Origin of the sequence: Streptomyces viridiviolaceus (assembly GCF_014650995.1) — a bacterium.
Lineage (GTDB): Bacteria > Actinomycetota > Actinomycetes > Streptomycetales > Streptomycetaceae > Streptomyces > Streptomyces viridiviolaceus.
The window spans coordinates 133,520-153,244 of sequence record NZ_BMWA01000022.1; the positions used below are offsets into that span (position 1 = coordinate 133,520).

The 19,725-nt window shown below is 73.2% G+C and carries 19 protein-coding genes; 13 read left to right on the top strand and 6 right to left on the bottom strand.

All coding sequences use genetic code 11. The annotated features are described in order from the left end of the window. Nucleotides 1–381 precede the first annotated feature (381 nt). Nucleotides 382–1,620, bottom strand: coding sequence for a glycosyltransferase 87 family protein (locus IE260_RS29115; protein WP_189877185.1), 1,239 nt, complete (start codon nt 1,618–1,620; stop codon nt 382–384). 120 nt (nt 1,621–1,740) lie between these two features. On the opposite strand from IE260_RS29115, the gene IE260_RS29120 reads away from it, so the two are divergent. Next, a complete protein-coding gene (locus tag IE260_RS29120) occupies nt 1,741–2,883 on the top strand; it encodes a glycosyltransferase family 4 protein (protein WP_189877187.1) in 1,143 nt (380 codons plus the stop codon). Nucleotides 2,884–3,108: 225 nt separating this feature from the next. On the opposite strand, the gene IE260_RS29125 is transcribed toward IE260_RS29120, so the two are convergent. Continuing rightward, nucleotides 3,109–4,905: an AMP-dependent synthetase/ligase gene (locus tag IE260_RS29125; protein ID WP_189877189.1), complete on the bottom strand. Its 1,797-nt coding sequence runs from the start codon at nt 4,903–4,905 to the stop codon at nt 3,109–3,111. Nucleotides 4,906–5,210: 305 nt separating this feature from the next. On the opposite strand from IE260_RS29125, the gene IE260_RS29130 reads away from it, so the two are divergent. The 6 genes from IE260_RS29130 to IE260_RS29155 all read left to right on the top strand — a co-directional run bounded on the left by IE260_RS29130 (nt 5,211) and on the right by IE260_RS29155 (nt 10,397). Continuing rightward, nucleotides 5,211–6,008, top strand: coding sequence for a metallophosphoesterase family protein (locus tag IE260_RS29130; protein ID WP_189877191.1), 798 nt, complete (start codon nt 5,211–5,213; stop codon nt 6,006–6,008). A gap of 136 nt (nt 6,009–6,144) precedes the next feature. Beyond that, entirely contained in the window at nt 6,145–6,585 is a 441-nt protein-coding gene (locus IE260_RS29135) for an SRPBCC family protein (RefSeq protein WP_189877194.1), read from the top strand. Between the two features lie 215 nt (nt 6,586–6,800). Beyond that, nucleotides 6,801–7,973, top strand: a complete 1,173-nt coding sequence (locus IE260_RS29140) for an ArsA family ATPase (protein ID WP_189877197.1) — start codon at nt 6,801–6,803, stop codon at nt 7,971–7,973. 57 nt (nt 7,974–8,030) lie between these two features. After that, a complete protein-coding gene (locus IE260_RS29145; RefSeq protein WP_189877199.1) occupies nt 8,031–8,537 on the top strand; it encodes a DUF5304 domain-containing protein in 507 nt (168 codons plus the stop codon). Between the two features lie 55 nt (nt 8,538–8,592). Further along, a complete protein-coding gene (locus IE260_RS29150) occupies nt 8,593–9,546 on the top strand; it encodes an ROK family glucokinase (protein WP_189877200.1) in 954 nt (317 codons plus the stop codon). A gap of 89 nt (nt 9,547–9,635) precedes the next feature. Continuing rightward, nucleotides 9,636–10,397 carry an endonuclease/exonuclease/phosphatase family protein gene (locus IE260_RS29155; protein ID WP_189877202.1) on the top strand — a complete coding sequence of 254 codons (762 nt, stop codon included), beginning with the start codon at nt 9,636–9,638 and terminating at the stop codon, nt 10,395–10,397. Between the two features lie 318 nt (nt 10,398–10,715). Here IE260_RS29155 and IE260_RS29160 read toward each other — a convergent pair whose 3' ends face one another. Both IE260_RS29160 and IE260_RS29165 read right to left on the bottom strand, forming a co-directional pair. Continuing rightward, a complete protein-coding gene (locus tag IE260_RS29160) occupies nt 10,716–11,321 on the bottom strand; it encodes a hypothetical protein (protein WP_189877204.1) in 606 nt (201 codons plus the stop codon). After that, nucleotides 11,314–12,147, bottom strand: a complete 834-nt coding sequence (locus IE260_RS29165; RefSeq protein ID WP_189877206.1) for an alpha/beta hydrolase — start codon at nt 12,145–12,147, stop codon at nt 11,314–11,316. The genes IE260_RS29160 and IE260_RS29165 overlap by 8 nt, the downstream gene beginning before the upstream one ends. A 204-nt stretch (nt 12,148–12,351) precedes the next feature. On the opposite strand from IE260_RS29165, the gene IE260_RS29170 reads away from it, so the two are divergent. From IE260_RS29170 to IE260_RS29190, 5 genes are all read left to right on the top strand, one after another. Continuing rightward, on the top strand, nt 12,352–13,131 hold the full coding sequence (locus tag IE260_RS29170) for a lysophospholipid acyltransferase family protein (protein ID WP_189877227.1): 780 nt from the start codon (nt 12,352–12,354) through the stop codon (nt 13,129–13,131). Nucleotides 13,132–13,253: 122 nt separating this feature from the next. Further along, complete coding sequence (gene macS, locus IE260_RS29175) at nt 13,254–14,525, top strand: MacS family sensor histidine kinase (RefSeq protein WP_189877208.1); 1,272 nt, start codon at nt 13,254–13,256, stop codon at nt 14,523–14,525. Next, entirely contained in the window at nt 14,518–15,195 is a 678-nt protein-coding gene (locus IE260_RS29180; protein WP_189877210.1) for a response regulator, read from the top strand. Before macS ends, IE260_RS29180 begins: the two co-directional genes overlap by 8 nt. A 156-nt stretch (nt 15,196–15,351) precedes the next feature. Then, nucleotides 15,352–16,380 (top strand): 6-phosphofructokinase, encoded by a 1,029-nt coding sequence (locus tag IE260_RS29185; protein WP_189877212.1) that lies wholly within the window; start codon nt 15,352–15,354, stop codon nt 16,378–16,380. A gap of 72 nt (nt 16,381–16,452) precedes the next feature. Then, nucleotides 16,453–17,448 carry a 2-hydroxyacid dehydrogenase gene (locus IE260_RS29190; protein WP_189877229.1) on the top strand — a complete coding sequence of 332 codons (996 nt, stop codon included), beginning with the start codon at nt 16,453–16,455 and terminating at the stop codon, nt 17,446–17,448. Here the strand turns inward: IE260_RS29190 and IE260_RS29195 are convergent. Together IE260_RS29195 and IE260_RS43175 are read right to left on the bottom strand one after the other, a co-directional pair. Beyond that, entirely contained in the window at nt 17,400–19,310 is a 1,911-nt protein-coding gene (locus IE260_RS29195; RefSeq protein ID WP_189877215.1) for an anthranilate synthase family protein, read from the bottom strand. The two genes, IE260_RS29190 and IE260_RS29195, sit on opposite strands and share 49 nt — an antisense overlap. Before the next feature lie 106 nt (nt 19,311–19,416). Continuing rightward, nucleotides 19,417–19,473, bottom strand: coding sequence for a trp operon leader peptide (locus IE260_RS43175; RefSeq protein WP_071659820.1), 57 nt, complete (start codon nt 19,471–19,473; stop codon nt 19,417–19,419). Nucleotides 19,474–19,600: 127 nt separating this feature from the next. Between IE260_RS43175 and IE260_RS42035 the strand changes: the two genes are divergently transcribed. Beyond that, on the top strand, nt 19,601–19,725 hold a 125-nt coding region (locus IE260_RS42035), incomplete at its 3' end, for a 3-deoxy-7-phosphoheptulonate synthase (RefSeq protein ID WP_229881405.1).

Below are 19,725 nucleotides of genomic sequence, written 5' to 3' on the forward strand. Positions count from 1 at the left end.
CGGGGGGCGGTGTCTCTGTGTCGGCTGTCGGCCGGTCCTGTCGGTCGCTTCGTCCGTCGGTGGGCTCGTGTGTCCGCCTCGTCCGTGGGCCGGGGCTCGCCCGCTCGCCCGCCTCGTCCGTCAGCCGGTCTCGCGCGGCAGTCGGCCCGGCCCGGACACGTCCCCCGTGGGCCTCCGGGCCGGCGTGACGGGTGACCGGAGCGGTCGCGGCCGTGGGGGTGCGTGTGAGGAAGCCGACGGCTGTGCCGGTCCACGAGCGGGCGCCGGGGCCGTCGGGTGCCCCCGAGCCGGCGTCGTGGGGTGTGCGGTGCGCGCCGCTCGGCCGGGTCCGCCGAGGCCGGAGAGACCACCGGCGACCGGACCGGTTCGACGAAGGCCGGATCACGGGGAGAGTTGCGCCCTGTCCGCGTGGGCGGCCCGCGTCGCGGGCGGTGGGGCGGGTGCTCGGTGCGGGACCGTCTCGCGCCACAGCACCCGGGCCGCGACGAGCGCGGCGGCCACCAGCAGTCCGTTGCGGACGAACAGCAGGGTGACACCGAGCGCGTCACTGGCGACGACGTGCCCGAACCAGACGGGGAACTCCAGCACCGTCACCAGGCTCGCCGCCAGCACCAGAGCGGCGGGCAGGCCCATGCGGTCGGCCCGGAAGCACAGGCAGACGGCCGCGAGCCCGATCAGCCACACCATGTACTGGGGGCTGATCACCCGGCTCGTGACCGTGAACATCAGCACCGCCACGAACGCCGCGTCGGCGGCCGTGTGCGCCTCGAACCGCGAGGACCTCAGCCGCCACAGCAGCAGCCAGCCGAACGCCGCCGCCGTGAGCGCCAGCGCGGCGGTGCTCACCACGCCCACGTAGGGGCCGAGGAACTCGACGGAGCCGTAGTTGAGCAGCACCTGCCCGTCCCAGCCGAAGTGCCGGGCGACGTGCAGCACGAGCGAGCCCAGCGACTCCACCTCGGTGCCCCGGTCGCGCTGGAACGTCAGGAACGCGAACGCCCCCGGCACGGCCAGGGCGAATCCGCCGGCCAGCACCACGCCGGTCAGCGCGGCGGCGGACCAGGCGCCGCGCCCGCGGACGCCGAGCAGCACCAGCGCGGGCCACACCTTCAGCAGCGCCCCGAACGCCGCCAGCGCCCCCGCCGCCCGGGGATGCCGGCCGGCGGCGAGCAGCGCGGCCACCGCCACGGCGGTGACCATCACGTCGTAGCGGGCGTACACCGTCGGCCCGAGCAGCGGAACGCCGGCCACCCACACCCAGGCCCCGCGCGGCGACCGGCCGGGGCGGCGGCCCGCGTACCGCAGCAGGAGGAGGACGGCGAGGTCGGCGGCGCAGGCCAGGACGAAGAAGGCCGTCGCGTAGTCGAGGAACGGCAGCAGCGCGGGGGACAGGACGGCGAGGGCCGCGGCGGGCGGGTACTGCCAGGTGACGTCGTCCAGCGGGAACGTTCCGGTGCGCAGCACCTCGTACCAGCCCCGGTAGATCACCGACACGTCGCTGGTGACGTCCGGGCCGGGGAAGACGTACACCTTGAGCACGAACAGCAGCAGCATCAGCCGCGTCGCGGCCCAGGCCGCCGGCAGCCAGGCCGAGGACCGTTTCGCGTCCGTCGTCTCCACGTGCTCCCTGCCCGTCCGCGTTCCGTGCCGGTGGGGCCATGATGTCCCGAACAGCTGTGTGCGGGCCACAGACACGGCCGGGACCCGGCGCGAACGGCCCGTTCGGTAGGGTCGGCCCCGATGCGCAAGACCTTGATCGTGACGAACGACTTCCCGCCCCGGCCGGGCGGCATCCAGGCCTTCCTGCACAACATGGCGCTGCGGCTGGACCCCGAGCGGCTGGTCGTCTACGCCTCCACCTGGAAGCGCGGCCGGGAGGGCGTGGAGGCCACCGCCGCCTTCGACGCCGAGCAGCCCTTCACCGTCGTACGGGACCGTACGACGATGCTGCTGCCGACGCCCGGGGCGACCCGGCGGGCCGTGTCCCTGCTGCGGGAGCACGGCTGCACGGCGGTGTGGTTCGGGGCGGCGGCGCCGCTCGGGCTGATGGCGCCGGCGCTCAGGAGGGCGGGCGCCGAGCGGATCGTGGCCACGACCCACGGGCACGAGGCCGGATGGGCCCAGTTGCCCGCCGCCCGGCAGCTGCTGCGGCGGATCGGTGAGTCGACGGACACGATCACCTACCTCGGGGAGTACACGCGTTCGCGGATCGCCGGCGCGCTGACGCCCGAGGCGGCCGCGCGGATGGTGCAGCTGCCGCCCGGCGTCGACGAGAAGACGTTCCACCCCGACTCGGGCGGCGACGAGGTACGGGCCGCGCTCGGGCTGACCGAGCGGCCGGTCGTGGTGTGCGTCTCGCGGCTCGTGCCGCGCAAGGGGCAGGACACGCTGATCCGGGCCATGCCCCGGATCCTGGCCGCCGAGCCCGACGCCGTGCTGCTGATCGTCGGCGGCGGGCCCTACGAGAAGGACCTGCGCAGGCTGGCGCGGGAGACCGGCGTCGCCGGCTCCGTCCGCTTCACCGGCGCCGTGCCCTGGTCCGAGCTGCCCGCCCACTACGGCGCCGGGGACGTCTTCGCGATGCCGTGCCGGACCCGGCGGGGCGGACTCGACGTCGAGGGCCTCGGGATCGTCTACCTGGAGGCCTCCGCGACCGGGCTGCCCGTCGTCGCGGGCGACTCCGGTGGCGCCCCCGACGCGGTGCTCGACGGCGAGACCGGCTGGGTGGTGCGCGGCGGCTCGGCCGAGCAGGCCGCCGACCGGATCGTCACCCTCCTCGGCGACGCGGAGCTGCGCCGCCGGATGGGGGAGCGGGGGCGGGCCTGGGTCGAGGAGAAGTGGCGCTGGGACCTGCTCGCCGAGCGCCTGAGAACCCTGCTGTGACCCGTGCGGCCACGCCGCCGTGGGGCGTGGGCGATCCGGCGTTCGCTCTGTCGCCCGGCGTGCCTGGCGGCCGGCGTCGAAGGAGTGCCGCCGCGCCCCTGTGCCACCCCGGGGGGTACCTCCCAGGTCGTTCAGGAACCGCGGAGGCACGACTGCCCGCGGTTGCGCAAGCACGACGGCGCGGCTCCTCGTGGAGGGGCCGCGCCGTGATCGCGCCTGGTGAGGCTACTTCTGGTAGATCGCCTCGATCTCGTCCGCGTAGTCCTTGGCCACCACGTTCCGCTTCAGCTTCAGCGACGGCGTCAGATGGCCCGAGTCCTCCGTGAACTGGGCGGACAGGACGCGGAACTTGCGCACCGACTCGGCCTTCGACACCGCCGCGTTGCCGTCGTCGATCGCCGTCTGGAGCGCGGCCAGCAGGTCGGGGTCCTCGCGCAGCGACGCCGGGGTGGAGTCGGCCGGCTTGCCGTGGTCGGCGGCCCAGCGGCCCAGGAACTCCTCGTCGATCGTGATCAGTGCACCCACGAACGGCCGCCCGTCGCCGACCACCATGCACTCCGCGACCAGGGCGTGCGCACGGATGCGGTCCTCGATCACGGCCGGGGCGACGTTCTTGCCGCCCGCGGTCACGAGGATCTCCTTCTTGCGGCCGGTGATGCGCAGATAGCCGTCCTCGTCGAGGGTGCCGATGTCACCGGTGTGGAACCAGCCGTCGGCCAGCGCCTCCGCCGTGGCCGTCGGGTTGTTCCAGTACTCCTTGAACAGGTGCTCGCCGTGCAGCAGCACCTCCCCGTCGTCCGCGATGCGCACCACCGAGCCCGGCAGCGGCTGGCCGACCGTGCCGATCTTCTGCCGGTCCCAGGGGTTGAAGGCGGTGGCCGCGCAGGACTCGGTCAGGCCGTAGCCCTCCAGCACCGTGAAGCCGATGCCGCGGAAGAAATGGCCGAGGCGCTCGCCCAGCGGGGCCCCGCCGGAGATGGCGTACTCGCCGCGCCCGCCGAGGACCGCGCGCAGCTTGCTGTAGACGAGCTTGTCGAAGACCTTGTGCTTGACCTTCAGGCCGAGGGACGGGCCCGAGGGGGTGTCCAGCGCCCTGCTGTAGGCGATCGCCGTGTCGGCGGCCTTGTCGAAGATCTTGCCCTTGCCGTCGGCCTGCGCCTTGGCGCGCGCCGAGTTGTACACCTTCTCGAAGACGCGCGGCACGCCGAGGATCAGCGTGGGCCGGAACGCGGCCAGTTCGTCGGTGAGGTTCTTGATGTCCGGGACGCAGCCGAGCTTGATCGGCGCGATCATCGGCGCGACCTGGACGAGGCGCCCGAAGACGTGCGCGAGGGGCAGGAAGAGGAGGACGGAGCACTCGCCCGTGCGGAACAGCGGGCGCAGCCGCTCGACGACGTTGCCGCACTCGGCGAAGAAGCTGCGGTGGGTGAGCACACAGCCCTTGGGCCGGCCGGTGGTGCCGGAGGTGTAGACGATGGTCGCCGGGTCGTCGGCCTTCGCGATGGAGCTGCGCTCCTCGACCGTCTCGTCGGTGACGTCCTGCCCGAGGCGCCCCAGTTCGTCCACGGCGCCGGCCTCGATCTGCCAGACGTGCTTGAGCGCGGGCAGCTGCTCGCGCACCGACTCCACGGCGGCGGCGTGCCCGGCCGACTCCACGACGCAGGCGGTCGCGCCCGAGTCGCTGAGGATCCACCGCACCTGCTCGGGCGAACTGGTCTCGTACACCGGCACGGTGATCGCGCCCGCGCTCCAGATCGCGAAGTCGAGCAGGGTCCACTCGTAGCGGGTCCGGGACATCAGGCCGACCCGGTCGCCGGGCTGGACACCGGCCGCGATCAGGCCCTTGGCGGCGGCGTGCACCTCGGCGAGGAAGGCCCGTGCGGTCACGTCCTGCCAGGCACCGCCCACCTTGCGGGCGATGACGGCGACGTCGGGATGCTGCGCGGCGTTTCTGCGGACGATGTCGGTCAGATTGCCGTCTGCAGGGACCTCGTACAAAGCCGGAAGGCTGAACTCGCGCAAGACTGCTGCTCCTCATAGGGCGCCGGCGCCACGACGTTGTGTGATGCGACGGTGCGGTCCATGGCTCGGGCAAGTGCTCGCGGATTCACATGCGGAACATGTTGAAAACCTGAGCACGACTGGACTGCCCGGACGTTACCCGCCGGTATGGCTTCTCCGACAGGGGGTCCCCGCGAGATGTTCGCTGCGTCACACGGATGGGGTTTCCTTCGCGCACAGTAGTCGACACCTGAACCAACCAGCCAGTAACCGCAGGTCCGGCCGCCACTGTTCACGCGTGCCGCACACACTTACGCTTGATCGCCATGGCATCCACACCGGCCGGTAACCCGACAACGCGTGTCCATGTGGTCAGCGACGTGCACGGCAACGCCCGTGACCTGGCCCGAGCCGGCGAGGGTGCCGACGCCCTGATCTGCCTCGGGGACCTCGTCCTCTTCCTCGACTACGCCGACCACTCGCGCGGCATCTTCCCCGACCTCTTCGGCGTCGCGAACGCCGACCGCATCGTCGAGCTGCGCACCGCCCGGCGGTTCACCGAAGCGCGGGAGTTCGGGGCCCGGTTGTGGGCGGGCGTCGAGGGGGACCGGGCCGCGCTGATCGAGAAGGCCGTGCGCAAGCAGTACGCCGAGCTGTTCGCCGCGTTCCCGACGCCGACGTACGCCACCTACGGCAATGTCGACATGCCGCCACTGTGGCAGGAGTACGTCGGCCCCGGCACCACTGTGCTCGACGGGGAGCGGGTGGAGATCGGCGGGCGGGTCTTCGGCTTCGTCGGCGGGGGCCTGCGCACGCCGATGCGGACGCCGTACGAGATCGGCGACGAGGAGTACGCCGCGAAGATCGAGGCCGTCGGCGAGGTGGACGTGCTCTGCACGCACATCCCGCCGGAAGTGCCGGAACTGGTCTACGACACGGTGGCACGGCGCTTCGAACGGGGCAGCCGGGCGCTGCTGGACGCCATCCGGCGGACCCGGCCCCGGTACGCGCTGTTCGGGCATGTGCACCAGCCGCTGGTGCGCCGGATGCGGATCGGGGCGACCGAGTGCGTGAACGTCGGCCACTTCGCGTCGACCGGGAAGCCGTGGGCGCTCCAGTGGTGAGCCGCCCGGCCGGAGTTCGCCGGAGTTGCGCAGGTAGGGGGTGACATCGGCCGTGCCCGTGCGCGGTAGCCTTCACGCTGCACACACGTGCGCACGACGACCTCAGTACCGGCCCGCATCTGGAGGAGCCACGGCGATGGCGGAACACACCAGCTCGAGCATCACGATCGAGGCGGCACCGGCCGACGTCATGGAGGTGATCGCCGACTTCGCCCGCTATCCGGACTGGACCGGTGAGGTGAAGGAGGCCGAGGTCCTCGCGGCCGACGCGCAGGGGCGCGCCGAGCAGGTCCGGCTGGTCATGGACGCCGGAGCGATCAAGGACGACCAGACCCTGGCGTACACCTGGACCGGGGCGCACGAGGTGTCGTGGACGCTGGTGAAGTCGCAGATGCTGCGCTCGCTCGACGGGTCCTACCTGCTCAAGCCCGCGGGAACGGGCACCGAGGTCACCTACCGGCTCACCGTCGACGTCAAGATCCCCATGCTCGGCATGATCAAGCGGAAGGCCGAGAAGGTCATCATCGACCGGGCCCTGGCGGGGCTGAAGAAGCGCGTGGAGTCGGGGGCGAAGTAGCCCTCCGGGCGCACCGCACGCCGTCGTCGGCGGACGGTCGCCGCGGGCGCCGTCGCCCCGGGGCCGGGGGCGGCACGCCCGGGCGCACCGCTGCCGTACACCGGCGACGCGCGTGACCGCGGGGGCTTCCCGGGCGGCCCGCCGCGGGGGCACGCCCGTCCCGCCGAGGAGTGACGGCGGTTTACGAACCGCCTGCGCAGGTACCGTTCAGCCTCATGCGCACCATCCTGATCACGGGCCCCGGCGGCAGCGGTCGCACGACCGTCGCGGCCGCCACCGCGCTCGCCGCCGCCCGTGCGGGCACCCGCACCCTCGTCCTCGGCGGCGACCGCGACGACACCCTCGGCGCCGCGCTCGGGGTGAGCACGGGCCCCGCCCCCACCCTTGTCGAGCCGAACCTCACCGCCTGGCGGCCCGACCCCGCCCAGGGGTTCCGGGACGACCTCGCCGCCCTCCAGGACCGCGCCTCCTCCGTCCTCGACCTCCTCGGCGCCGCCCGGCTCGACCCCGAGGAACTCACCCCCCTGCCGGGCGCCGAGGAACTCGCCCTGCTGCGCGCCCTGCGGGACGCCGCCCTCGCCGAGGCGCACGACCTCCTCGTCGTCGACCTCCCGCCCGCCCCCCGCGCCCTCGCCCTGCTCGCGCTGCCCGAGGAACTGCGCCGCTACCTGCGCCGCCTGCTCCCGCCCGAGCGGCAGGCGGCCCGCGCCCTGCGTCCCGTCCTCGGCCGGCTCGCCGGGGTCCCCCTGCCCGCCGAGGGTCTCTACGAGGCCGCCGCCCGCTGGGACCTGGAACTCGCCGCCGCCGAGGCCGTCGTCGCCGACCGGAACACCGTCGTACGGCTGGTCGCCGAGCCCGGCCCGGCCGGTGCCGACGCCGTCCGCGCCGCCACGCTCGGCCTCGCCCTGCGCGGGCTGCGCCCCGACCTGCTGATCGCCAACCGGGTACTGCCCGAGGACGCCCCCGCGGACAGCTGGCTCGCCGGTCCCGTCGCCCAGCAGCGCAAGACCCTGGAGGAGTGGCAGGGCGCCTACGACGTCCGCACCGTGGCCCACCTGGGGCGCGACCCGCGGGGCGCGGACGACCTCGCGGCCCTGGACGCGCCGGGCGTCAGTCCGGCCGCCTCCCCCGTGGAGTGGCCCGTCACCGACCGGCTGGCCGGGGACGGCGTGCTCGTCTGGCACATCCCGCTGCCCGGCGCCATACGCGACGACCTGGACCTCGTCCGGCGCGGTGACGAACTGGTCGTCGCCGCCGGGCCGTTCCGCCGGATCGTGCCGCTGCCGTCCGCGCTGCGCCGCTGCACCGTCGACGGCGCCGCCCTGCGCGAGGGAGAGCTGAGCGTCCGGTTCGCGCCCGACCCGCAGCTGTGGCCCCGGACCCGGTGAACCGCCTCGGCCCGTTCGGGTAACGTCGTAGGGACGAACCGTAGTCAGGAGTCCGTCATGAGCGAAGAGCTCCCCCCGTCCGAGTCCGCTCGCGACGACGCGGTCGACGAGGTGCGGGCGAGCGACGCCGACGCCTGGGCCACGGCCTGCGCCGAGGACCTGGAGGCGGAGAAGGCCCGCCGACGCACCCAGTACGGTCCGCCCCCCGGGTCGGCCGCCGAGGAACTGCGCCGGCTGGTCGACACCGTCGCGGACAAGCTGTCCAGCCTGCAGTCCCCGCTCTTCGGCGCGGTCGCCGGGCCCGCCGCCCAGCAGGTGGTCCGGCAGGTCGTCCAACAGGCCAAGGCCGCCGTCGAACCCGTCATCGAGCGCAACCCGGACGTCTTCGACCACCTCGCGGCGGCCGGCGGCGAACTGCTCGCCGCCTACCGCTCCGCCGTCCAGAACCAGGAGCGTCGCTGGACCACCGGGGACCGCGATCCGCGCGACCTGGACGAACGCCACGACGAAGGCGACGAGGGCGACGAGGGCACCGGTCCCGGCCAACGCATCGACTTGGACTGACACTCCCCTCGGGTACGGTTGGCCGTAGCGGGGCTCGACCGAAACTGAGGGATTCATGGGACTCACCATCGGCGTCGACATCGGCGGCACGAAGATCGCGGCCGGCGTGGTCGACGAGGAAGGCAACATCCTCTCGACCTTCAAGGTGCCGACCCCCACCACACCCGAGGCCATCGTGGACGCCATCGCCTCGGCGGTGGAGGGTGCACGCGCGGGGCACGAGATCGTCGGCGTGGGCATCGGCGCCGCCGGCTACGTCAACCGCCAGCGCTCCGAGGTCTACTTCGCGCCCAACATCGACTGGCGCAACGAGCCGCTCAAGGAGAAGGTCGAGGCCCGAGTCGGCCTCCCGGTCGTCGTGGAGAACGACGCCAACGCCGCCGCCTGGGGCGAGTACAAGTTCGGCGCGGGCAAGGGCCACCGCAACGTCATCTGCATCACCCTCGGCACCGGCCTCGGCGGCGGCATCATCATCGGCAACAAGCTGCGCCGCGGCCACTTCGGCGTGGCCGCCGAGTTCGGCCACATCCGCATGGTGCCGGACGGCCTGCTGTGCGGGTGCGGCTCGCAGGGCTGCTGGGAGCAGTACGCCTCCGGCCGCGCCCTCGTGCGCTACGCCAAGCAGCGTGCCAACGCCACCCCGGAGCGCGCCGAGGTGCTGCTCTCGCTCGGTGACGGCACCCCCGACGGCATCGAGGGCAAGCACATCTCCATGGCCGCCCGGCAGGGCGACCCGGTCGCCGTGGACTCCTACCGCGAGCTGGCCCGCTGGGCCGGCGCCGGCCTCGCCGACCTCGCCTCGCTCTTCGACCCCTCCGCGTTCATCGTCGGCGGCGGCCTCTCGGACGAGGGCGACCTGGTCCTCGACCCGATCCGCAAGTCGTACAAGCGCTGGCTGGTCGGCGCCCACTGGCGTCCGGTCGCCGACGTGATCGCCGCCCAGCTCGGCAACAAGGCCGGCCTCGTGGGCGCGGCCGACCTGGCCCGGGAGCCCGACCCGATCATGTAGCGCCGACCGTGCTCCCGCGCACCCGGTCGTTCGTACGCCGCGCCCGCCGCCCTCACGAGGGACGGCGGGCGCGGCGTATCTTGATCGGCATGGAGACGACGCCGCCCCCGCTGCTTCCCGACTCCCGTACCGAACCCGACGGTTCCGCCGTCGTCCGGGTCCTCAGCTACAACATCCGCTCGATGCGCGACGACACCGCCGCCCTCGCCCGGGTGATCGGCGCCTGCGCCCCCGACCTGGTCCTGCTGCAGGAAGCCCCCCGCTTCTTCCGCTGGCGCAAGAAGCTCGCGCGGCTGGCCGCCGCGTCCGGGCAGGTGATCCTCTCCGGCGGTGCGACGGCCGCCGGGCCGGCGCTGCTGTGCTCCCTGCGGGCCACGGTCGAGCGCACGGAGGACACGCTGCTCCCACTCACCCCCGGCCTGCACCGCCGCGGCTTCGCCACCGCCGTGGTCCGCTTCGGCGGTGCCCGGCTCGGCGTCCTGAGCTGTCACCTGTCGCTGCAGAAGGACGAGCGGTACGAGCAGGGCGGCATGCTTCTGGACCGGCTGGCCGCGATGGGAGTGGAGCACGCGGTCGTGGGCGGTGACCTGAACGAGCGGCCCAGCGGCCCCACCTTCCGGCGGCTCGCCGAGGGGCTGCGGGACTGCCGGGCCACCGCTCCCTGGGGCGGCGAGTACACCTCGACCCCGGCCGACCCGCACCAGCGCATCGACGCCCTCTTCGTCACGAAGGGGGTCGAGGTGCTGGGCTGCGGGGTCCCGGTCGGCCATCCGGGGGTCACCGAGGAAGACCTGAGGGCGGCCACCGACCACCTCCCGGTCCTGGCCGCCCTGAAAATCCCCGCCGCGTAGCCCGCAGGGCGCCACCCCGGCATCCGGCTTCGCGGCCCGGCTCCCGCCGCGGTCCCTGGTGTGCCGTCGTGCCGGTCCGGGCCTTCCGGGTGTTGCGCCGCACGGCTTGGGTCGCGTCGGGCGGGCCGGGGGGTTCGCCGGGGAGTGCTCGCTCCGGGTGCACAGCCTCGTCGCGGCTCGGCTCCCGCCGCTGTCCCCGGTGTGCCGTCGTGCCGGTCCCAGCTCCCGGGTGCAGCGCCGCACCGCGCGGATCGTGCCGGGCGGGCCCCCGGGCTCGCCGGACAGCTCCGGGGCCCCGCCGCGCGCGTCCCGGAAGGGTCAGACCACCGCGCCCCGGCCCGGGTCGTCGTCGTCCTCGTCGCCCGGGCGCATCCGCATCACCAGCGTGGCGAAGCCGCCGATGAAGCCGCCGATGCTCAGGGTCGTCAGCCACCAGGTCATGTCCCAGCCCAGCAGGATCGCCAGCAGCAGCAGGACGGGACCGCCCAGGACGCCCAGCCAGGCGAACTTGGCCGTGGTGTCGCCCTCGGGCAGCGGCGGCGGCTCGGGCGGCACGAAGTGGCCCTCGTCGTCCTCGTCGAAGTCGTCGTCGGAGGGCTCGGGCGGGGTGTGGTCACGCGGGCCGACACCGGGGGCGAAGGCCACGGAGCTGCCGAGCGGCCGGGCCGAGGCGGGGCCGGCCTCCCCGGAGCCCGCGTCCGGCCGGTCCGCGTCGGGTCTCTCGTCGTTCGTCTCGGCCTCCAGCAGCGCCAGGTCCTCCACCGACTTGAACGGCTTGGCACCCGGCGGGTCCGGCGGCTCCTCCCCGTACCCGGCGACGATCGCGGCCCAGGCGGCCTCCTCGTCGAACGGCACGCCCTGCTCCTCCGGGTCGCGCTTCTCCCGGTCCTCGCGGTCCTCGCGGTCGGCGTCGTGCTCAGCCACCTGCGACCGTCCCTTCCTTGCCGAGCCCGGGCTCCGTGACCGGGTCGGGTTCCTTGACCGGGCCGGGGTCCTTGACCAGGCCGGGCGCGAGCCGGTCGATGAAGGAGACGCTCTCCTGCAGGATCCGGTGCGCGTCATGGTCCAACGTCGCGACGTGATAGCTCTGTTCCAGCAGGATCTCCGTCACGTCCGTCGACGAGACCCGGCCGAGGATGCGGGCGGAGTCGGCCGGTGGCACCACGTGGTCCTGGGGGCTGCGCAGGAGCAGCAGCGGCTGTGTGACCTGCGGCAGCTCACCGTCGAGGCGGCGGAAGAAGGTGCGCAGGGAGTGCGCCGCGTGCAGCGGCACCCGGTCGTAGCCGAGTTCCGAGGAGCCGGGCTTGGCGATGTCGCTGGCGATGCCCTTCGTCGTCCGGACGAGGTGCCGGGCCACCGGAAGGGCGTACGCGGACAGGCCGTGCACCCTGTTCGCCGGATTGACGACCACGACGCCCGAGACCGCGTCCCCGTGCTTGGCGGCCAGCCGCAGTGCCAGGGCGCCGCCCATGGACAGCCCGGCCACGAACACCCGCCCGCAGCGCTCGCCGAGCGTGCGCAGCTCGCGGTCCACCTCCGCGTACCAGTCCTGCCAGCCGGTGACCTGCATGTCCTCCCAGCGCGTGCCGTGCCCGGGCAGCAGCGGCAGGGAGACGGTCATGCCGTGCTCGGCGAGGTGCTCCGCCCAGGGGCGCAGCGACTGAGGGGAACCGGTGAAGCCGTGACAGAGGAGGACGCCGACCTCCCCGCCCTCATGGCGGAACGGCTCGGCTCCAGGGAGGACCGGCACCTTTCGGTCTCCTGTTCGTGAAGGGGCTGGCACGTCTGATCGTGAAGGCTCTGCTGCGCCGTCCGCGGGGCGCCGCGTCGGTCGCAGGTACTTCACCGTACGCGACCGCACTGACACCGACCAGGGCCGTCGGGGCCATTGGCGCTCCACCGGGATAAGGTCTGAGTCATAGACACAGGAGGCACTCGGTTGTTGTACGGCGCGATGAAGGTCACCGTCGGGGGTTCGCTGAAGCTCGCCTTCCGGCCCTGGGTGGAGGGCCTGGAGCACGTCCCGGCCGAGGGCCCCGCCATTCTGGCGAGCAACCACCTGTCGTTCTCCGACTCGTTCTTCCTGCCGGCCGTCCTCGACCGCAAGGTCACCTTCATCGCCAAGGCCGAGTACTTCAACACCCCGGGGGTGAAGGGCCGGCTGACCGCCGCGTTCTTCAAGGGCGTCGGCCAGCTCCCGGTGGACCGCTCCGGCGCGCGCGGCGCCGGCGAGGCCGCGATCAAGAGCGGCATCGAGGTTCTGGAGCGCGGTGAGCTGTTCGGCATCTACCCCGAGGGCACCCGCTCGCCCGACGGCCGCCTCTACCGCGGCAAGCCGGGCGGCCTCGCGCGCGTGGCGCTCGCCACCGGCGCGCCCGTCATCCCCGTCGCCATGATCGACACGGAGAAGATCCAGCCGCCGGGGAAGGTGATGCCGAAGCTGATGCGGCCGGGCATCCGCATCGGCAAGCCCCTGGACTTCACCCGCTACCAGGGCATGGAGCACGACCGGTTCGTCCTGCGCGCGGTGACCGACGAGGTCATGTACGAGATCATGAAGCTCTCCGGCCAGGAGTACGTCGACATGTACGCGACCGCCATGAAGCGGCAGATCGCGGAGGCGGCGAAGGCCGAGAAGGAGGCGGGCAAGGCGGCGAGGGCCGCGCTCGCCCAGGCCGAGAAGGAACAGGCCGCGAAGGAGAAGGCGGCGGAGCGGGAGCGGCCGGAGCAGTGAGCCGCAGGGCGCGCCGGTGGGGAGAGCGCGACCGCGGGGAGGCCGGACGGGCCGGGCAGCGTCCCGCTCCGTCCACCGGCTGAGGCGCCCGGAGGCGAACGACCGGACGAAACAGGGGGGACATGGCCAGGCGCGAGCGAGTCATGAGGATGTCGGTCGAGCAGCCGCTGTGGCGTGCGCTCACGGCCTACCGCGTCCTCACCATGCTGTACGCGATCGGCCTCTTCGCCACCGCCTACGAGGAGTTCGTCCGCCCCTGGCTCGCCGTGGCCTACTACGCCGTCCTGGCCGTCTGGACCCTCGCCACCCTGCCCAGGGTCGCGAGCGCGGCCCGCTGCACCAAGCGGTTCCTCGCCGTCGACCTCACCATCGCGCTCACCGGCATCCTGCTCACCCCGGTCGCCGACGCCCACCAGCGGGTCATGGACGGCGGCCCGACCATGCCGTCGATATGGACCGCCGGTTCCGTCCTGGCCTTCGCGATCAAAGGCGGCTGGCGCTGGGCGGCCCTCGCCTCCACGCTCGTCGCCGTCGCCAACCTGGTCGAACGCGGCACCCCGGCCCGCGACACCGTCCACAACGTGATCCTCGTCTGGGTCGCCTCCATCGCCATCGGCTACGTCGTCGAGGTCGCCCGTGCCTCCGAGCGCACCCTCGCCCGCGCCCTGGAGATCGAGGCGGCGACGAGGGAGCGGGAGCGGCTCGCCCGGGACATCCACGACAGCGTCCTTCAGGTACTGGCGATGGTGCAGCGGCGCGGCGCCGTCATCGGCGGCGAGGCGGCCGAGCTGGGCCGGATGGCGGGCGAGCAGGAGGTGGCGCTGCGCACCCTGGTCTCCGGCGGCCTGGTGCCCGTGTCCCGGGTGTCGGAGGACGCCGCCGAGGGAGCCGTCGTCAGGGCGGTGGAGGAACCGGAGGCGGACGGCCGGGACGGGCCCGTCGATCTGCGCTCCCTGCTCGCCCCGTACGCCGGCGCGCGCGTGAACCTCGCCGAGCCGGGGGCGCCGGTCCTGCTGGCTCCGGCCGCGGCACGGGAGGTCGCCGCGGCCGTCGGGGCCGCCCTGGACAACGTCCGCAGACACGCGGGTGAGGACGCGCGCGCGTGGATCCTGGTCGAGGACGAGCCGGACGAGGTGATCGTCACCGTGCGCGACGACGGTCCCGGCATCCCCGAGGGGCGGCTCGCCGAGGCCGAGGGCGAGGGGAGGCTCGGCGTCGCCCTGTCGATCCGGGGCCGGCTGCGCGACCTCGGCGGCACGGCCGAGCTGATCTCGGTGCCCGGGCAGGGCACCGAGGTCGAACTGAGGGCACCGAAGACACGGACGGCGTCGAAGCCGTCGAAGGCACCGAAGGAAACCGGCAGCGCACGGGGGAAGGCGGCGGACCATGAGTGAGCGACAGGACCCGATCAAGGTCATGGTGGTCGACGACCACCCGATGTGGCGTGACGCCGTCGCCCGTGACCTGGCCGAGTCCGGATTCGAGGTGGTGGCCACCGCCGGCGACGGCGAGCAGGCCGTGCGCCGGGCCCGGGCCGCCGCGCCCGACGTGCTCGTGCTCGACCTCAACCTGCCCGGCAAGCCCGGTGTCCAGGTCTGCAAGGAGGTCGTCGGCGCCGACCCGAAGGTGCGCGTCCTCGTGCTGTCGGCGAGCGGGGAGCACGCCGACGTGCTGGAGGCGGTGAAGTCCGGCGCGACCGGTTATCTGCTGAAGTCGGCCTCCACCCGGGAACTGCAGGACGCGGTGCGCCGCACGGCCGCCGGCGACCCGGTCTTCACCCCCGGGCTCGCCGGACTGGTCCTCGGCGAGTACCGCCGCCTCGCCTCCGAACCGGTTCCCGCCCAGGGGACCGGTGAGCCGGGGGCGCCCCGGCTCACCGACCGCGAGACCGAGGTGCTGCGCCTGGTCGCCAAGGGCCTGAGCTACAAGCAGATCGCCGAACGCCTCGTGATCTCCCACCGCACCGTGCAGAACCACGTCCAGAACACCCTCGGCAAGCTCCAGCTGCACAACCGGGTGGAGCTGGTGCGGTACGCGATAGAACGCGGCCTCGACGAGGAGTGAGCCGGAAGGGGCGGCAAAGCCCCCGCCCGGCCGCCGACCCGCGGACGTTTCCCCGGAATTGCCCTTCCCGGCCATGCCGAAGTGACCTGGATCACCATTAGCGTTCGGTCAACGGCACAGCACGGCACACGGCAACCGCGGCGAAGGGACATTTCCATGCGGGTCGGAGTACTGACCGGAGGCGGCGACTGCCCCGGGCTCAACGCCGTCATCCGGGCCATCGTCCGCAAGGGCGTACAGGAGTACGGCTACGACTTCGTCGGCTTCCGGGACGGCTGGCGAGGCCCCCTGGAGGGCGACACCGTCCGCCTCGACATACCGGCCGTCCGGGGCATCCTGCCCCGCGGCGGCACCGTCCTCGGCTCCTCGCGCACCAATCCGCTCCAGCACGAGCACGGCATCCGGCGCATCAAGGACAACCTCGCCGAGCTCGACGTCGAGGCCCTGATCACGATCGGCGGCGAGGACACCCTCGGCGTCGCCACCCGCCTCGCCGACGAGTACGGCGTGCCCTGCGTCGGCGTGCCCAAGACGATAGACAACGACCTGTCCGCCACGGACTACACCTTCGGCTTCGACACGGCGGTCGGCATCGCGACCGAGGCCATCGACCGGCTGCACACCACGGCCGAGTCGCACATGCGGGTCCTGGTCGTGGAGGTCATGGGCCGGCACGCCGGCTGGATCGCGCTCCACTCGGGCCTGGCCGGCGGCGCCAACGTCATCCTCATCCCCGAGCAGCGCTTCGACACCGATCAGGTGTGCGCCTGGGTGACCTCACGGTTCCGGGCGTCGTACGCCCCGATCGTGGTCGTCGCCGAAGGGGCGATGCCGCGGGACGGGGACATGGTGCTCAAGGACGGGTCGCTGGACTCCTTCGGGCACGTGCGGCTGTCCGGGGTGGGGGAGTGGCTGGCGAAGGAGATCGAGAAGCGCACGGGCAAGGAGGCCCGGACGACCGTCCTGGGCCATGTCCAGCGCGGTGGCACGCCCAGTGCCTTCGACCGCTGGCTCGCCACCCGCTTCGGACTGCACGCCATCGACTGCGTCCGCGACGGCGACTTCGGCACCATGGTCGCCCTGCGCGGTACGGACATCGTCCGTGTCCCGATCGCCGAGGCCACGGCGCGGCTGAAGACCGTCGACCCCCGGCTGTACGAGGAGGTCGGGGTCTTCTTCGGCTGACCGGCACCGCCGTGTCGCGCGCCGTATGCTGCGCGTGTGTCCGGCGCAGAGCCCAGCGATGCGGGAGCGGCCGTGGAGATCCTCGCCTTCGGAGTGCAAGCCGACGAGAAGCCCCTGATCGAGCAGGCGTTCCGCGACCGGTACGCCGTCCGCTGTCTGGACGTCTTCCTCAACGAGGACACCGCTCCCATCGCTGCCGGCCACGAGGTCGTCTCGTCCAGCGTCAACGCCGACCTCGGCGCGGGCGTCCTGGAGATCCTCGCGGCCGGCGGCACCCGGATGGTGGCCCAGCGCTCCACGGGCTTCAACAACATCGACCTGACGACGGCCGAACGCCTCGGCATGACCGTCGCCCGGGTGTCGTACTACTCGCCCTACTCCGTCGCCGAGTTCGCCTGGGCGCTGGCCATGGCGGTCAACCGCCGGATCGTGCGGGCCTCCACCCGCACCCGCGACTTCGACTTCCGTCTGCAGGGACTGATGGGCCGCGACATGCACGGCCGCACCGCGGGCGTCCTCGGCACCGGCAAGATCGGCGAGGCGTTCGCCCGGATCGCCCGCGGCTTCGGCATGCGGCTGCTCGGCTGGGACATCGCCGAGAACCCCGCCTGCACGGAACTCGGCATGCGCTACGTCCCCAAGGACCGGCTGCTCGCCGAGTCCGACCTGATCACCCTGCACGTCCCGCTGATGCCCGAGACCCGCCACCTCATCGACGCCGGCGCCCTGAAGGCGATGCGGGACGACGCGATCCTGGTCAACTCCAGCCGCGGCGGTCTGATCGACACCGCCGCCCTCGTCGGGGAGCTGCGCGCGGGCCGCTTCACGGGCGTGGGCCTGGACGTGTACGAGGCGGAGGCGGGCCTGTTCTTCCTCGACAAGTCCCTGGAGGCCGTCGAGGACGACACCCTCGCCCGCCTCGTCACCTTCCCGAACGTCCTGGTCACCTCGCACCAGGCGTACTACACCGAGGACGCCGTCGGCCAGATCGTCGACGCCACGGTGCAGAACGTCGTCGACTACCGGGCGGGCCGCTGCTCGGAGAACGTGCTCGTCCCGCGCAGCTGACCGACCAGCCGGCGCACGATCGCAGCGCCGTCCAGCGTCAGCACCGACTCCGGGTGGAACTGCACGGAGGCGAAGCCGGGGCCGCGCAGCGCGTGCACCTCGCCGTTCGCCGCGCGGCTGACCTCGACGCCGTGCGCGGCCAGCTCACCGGCCGCGTCGTCCTCGCAGCGCGCCACGAAGCTGTTGTAGAAGCCGACGGTCTCCGGCCGCCCGAACAGCTCGATCTGCGTCTGCGCGCCCTGGTACGGCACCTCCTTGCGGACGATGTCCAGCCCCAGCTCAGCCGCGATCAGCTCGTGCCCCAGGCAGACGCCCAGGACGCCGTGCCGGCCCGCCCTGATCACGTCGGCGGTCAGTGCGCGCAGGAAGCGCATCTTGGGGTCGGCGGTGTCGGCCGGGTCGCCGGGGCCGGGGCCGAGCACCACCGGTCCCTCGTGCCCGAGCACCGCCTCCCGCAGCCCCAGCTCGTCGTACCGGCGCACGGTGACCTCCAGGCCGCCGGAGCGCAGCACGTGCGCGAGCATCGCCGTGAAGGTGTCCTCACCGTCGACGACCAGGGCATGCCCCTGGAGCGCGTCCGACGGCTCCTGCATCCGCAGCCAGAAGGGGGCCAGCGCGGCCCGGCGCCCGTCGAGGGCCGCGCGCACCCGCGGGTCGTCGGCCAGCCCCGGCCGCTCGGCGTCCTCGCGCGGCCGGGACGGACGTACGCCGAGGGCGGCCAGTACTCCTGCCGCCTTGGCGTGCGTCTCCGCGACCTCGCCGGCCGGGTCCGAGCCCCGCACCAGCGTGGCTCCCACCGGCACCCGCAGCCGCCCGGCGGCGTCGATGTCGGCGGTACGGATGAGGATGGGGGAGTCGAGGGTCTGGGCCCCGGCGGATCCTTCCCGCCCGCCGTCCGTGTACCGCCCGAACAGCGCCAGCGCCCCCGCGTAGTAGCCGCGGCCCCCGACCTCGTGCCGCTCGATGACCCGGCAGGCGTTCTGCACCGGCGAGCCGGTGACCGTCGCCGCGAACATGGTCTCCTTCAGCACCTCCCGCGCGTCCAGCGAGGACCGGCCGCGCAGCTCGTACTCGGTGTGCGCGAGGTGCGCCATCTCCTTCAGCCGCGGCCCGACGACCACGCCGCCCATGTCGCCGACGGTGCACATCATCTTGAGCTCCTCGTCGACCACCATCGACAGCTCCTCGATCTCCTTGCCGTCGGCGAGGAAGCGCAGCAGGTGCTCGGGGGTCGGCCCCTCGGCGGGATAGCGGTAGGTCCCGCTGATCGGGTTCATCACCACGGTCCCGCCGGACATCCGCACGTGCACCTCGGGACTCGCGCCGACCAGCGTCCGGTCCCCGGTGTGCACCACGAACGTCCAGTACGCGCCCCGCTCGCCCTCCAGCAGCCGCCGGAACAGCGCCAGCGCGTCGGCCCGGCCGAATCCCGGGATCCTGCCCTCGTACGTCCGCCGGATCACGAAGTTCGCGCCCTCGCCCCGCCCGATCTCCTCGTCCAGCACCCGTCCGACGATCCGCGCGTACTCCTCGTCGCCGACGTCGAACCCGCCGCCCTCGACGCGGACGTCGTGCGCGGGGAGCCGGTCGAGGGCCTCGGCGAGCGGGATCTCGTACCGCTCCTCGGGCGTCAGCACCAGCAGCGGCGTGCCGTCGTCACGGACGTCGAAGCCGCGTTCGCGGATCTGGCGGAAGGGGACGAGCGCCAGTCCCTCGTCGGGCAGGTCGGCGAGCCGGTCGCGTGCCGTGACCGGGCCGAGCAGCAGTTCCACGGTGTCGTGGTCGCGGCCGGGTGTGCGGCGGCGCAGCAGGGCGAACGGGCGGGGGTCGGCGGGCAGGTCACGCAGATCGGGCAGTGCCATGGGTCCGTGTCCTTCTCGGTCTCTCGAGGAGAGGAACGGCCCCTGGTCGCGAAAACACCGAAGGCCGCCCCTCGGGCGGCCTTCGCGAAGTCTTGCGTACGCGCAGTCAGTGGGCCGCCGGAGAAGCGGTCCACCACCAGTTCTGGGTCGAGTGCGCGAACATGTGCCGCAGCCTACCGCATGCCCGCGCGCCGCTCCCCGATCTCCGTGGCGTCCGCAGGGCGTACTCCGCGTCTCATTTCCTGGGCACACGGCAGGGGGACGCGGTGCGACCCCGTAGTGTTGAGGTCGTGACCGTGAACGCTAAGACCAGCGCGAGCGCTGGCAACACCTGGCGAGACCTGCCCGCGGCGCAGCAGCCCGAGTACCCCGACCCCGAGGCTCTGCGCGCAGTGATCGCGGACCTCGAGTCGTA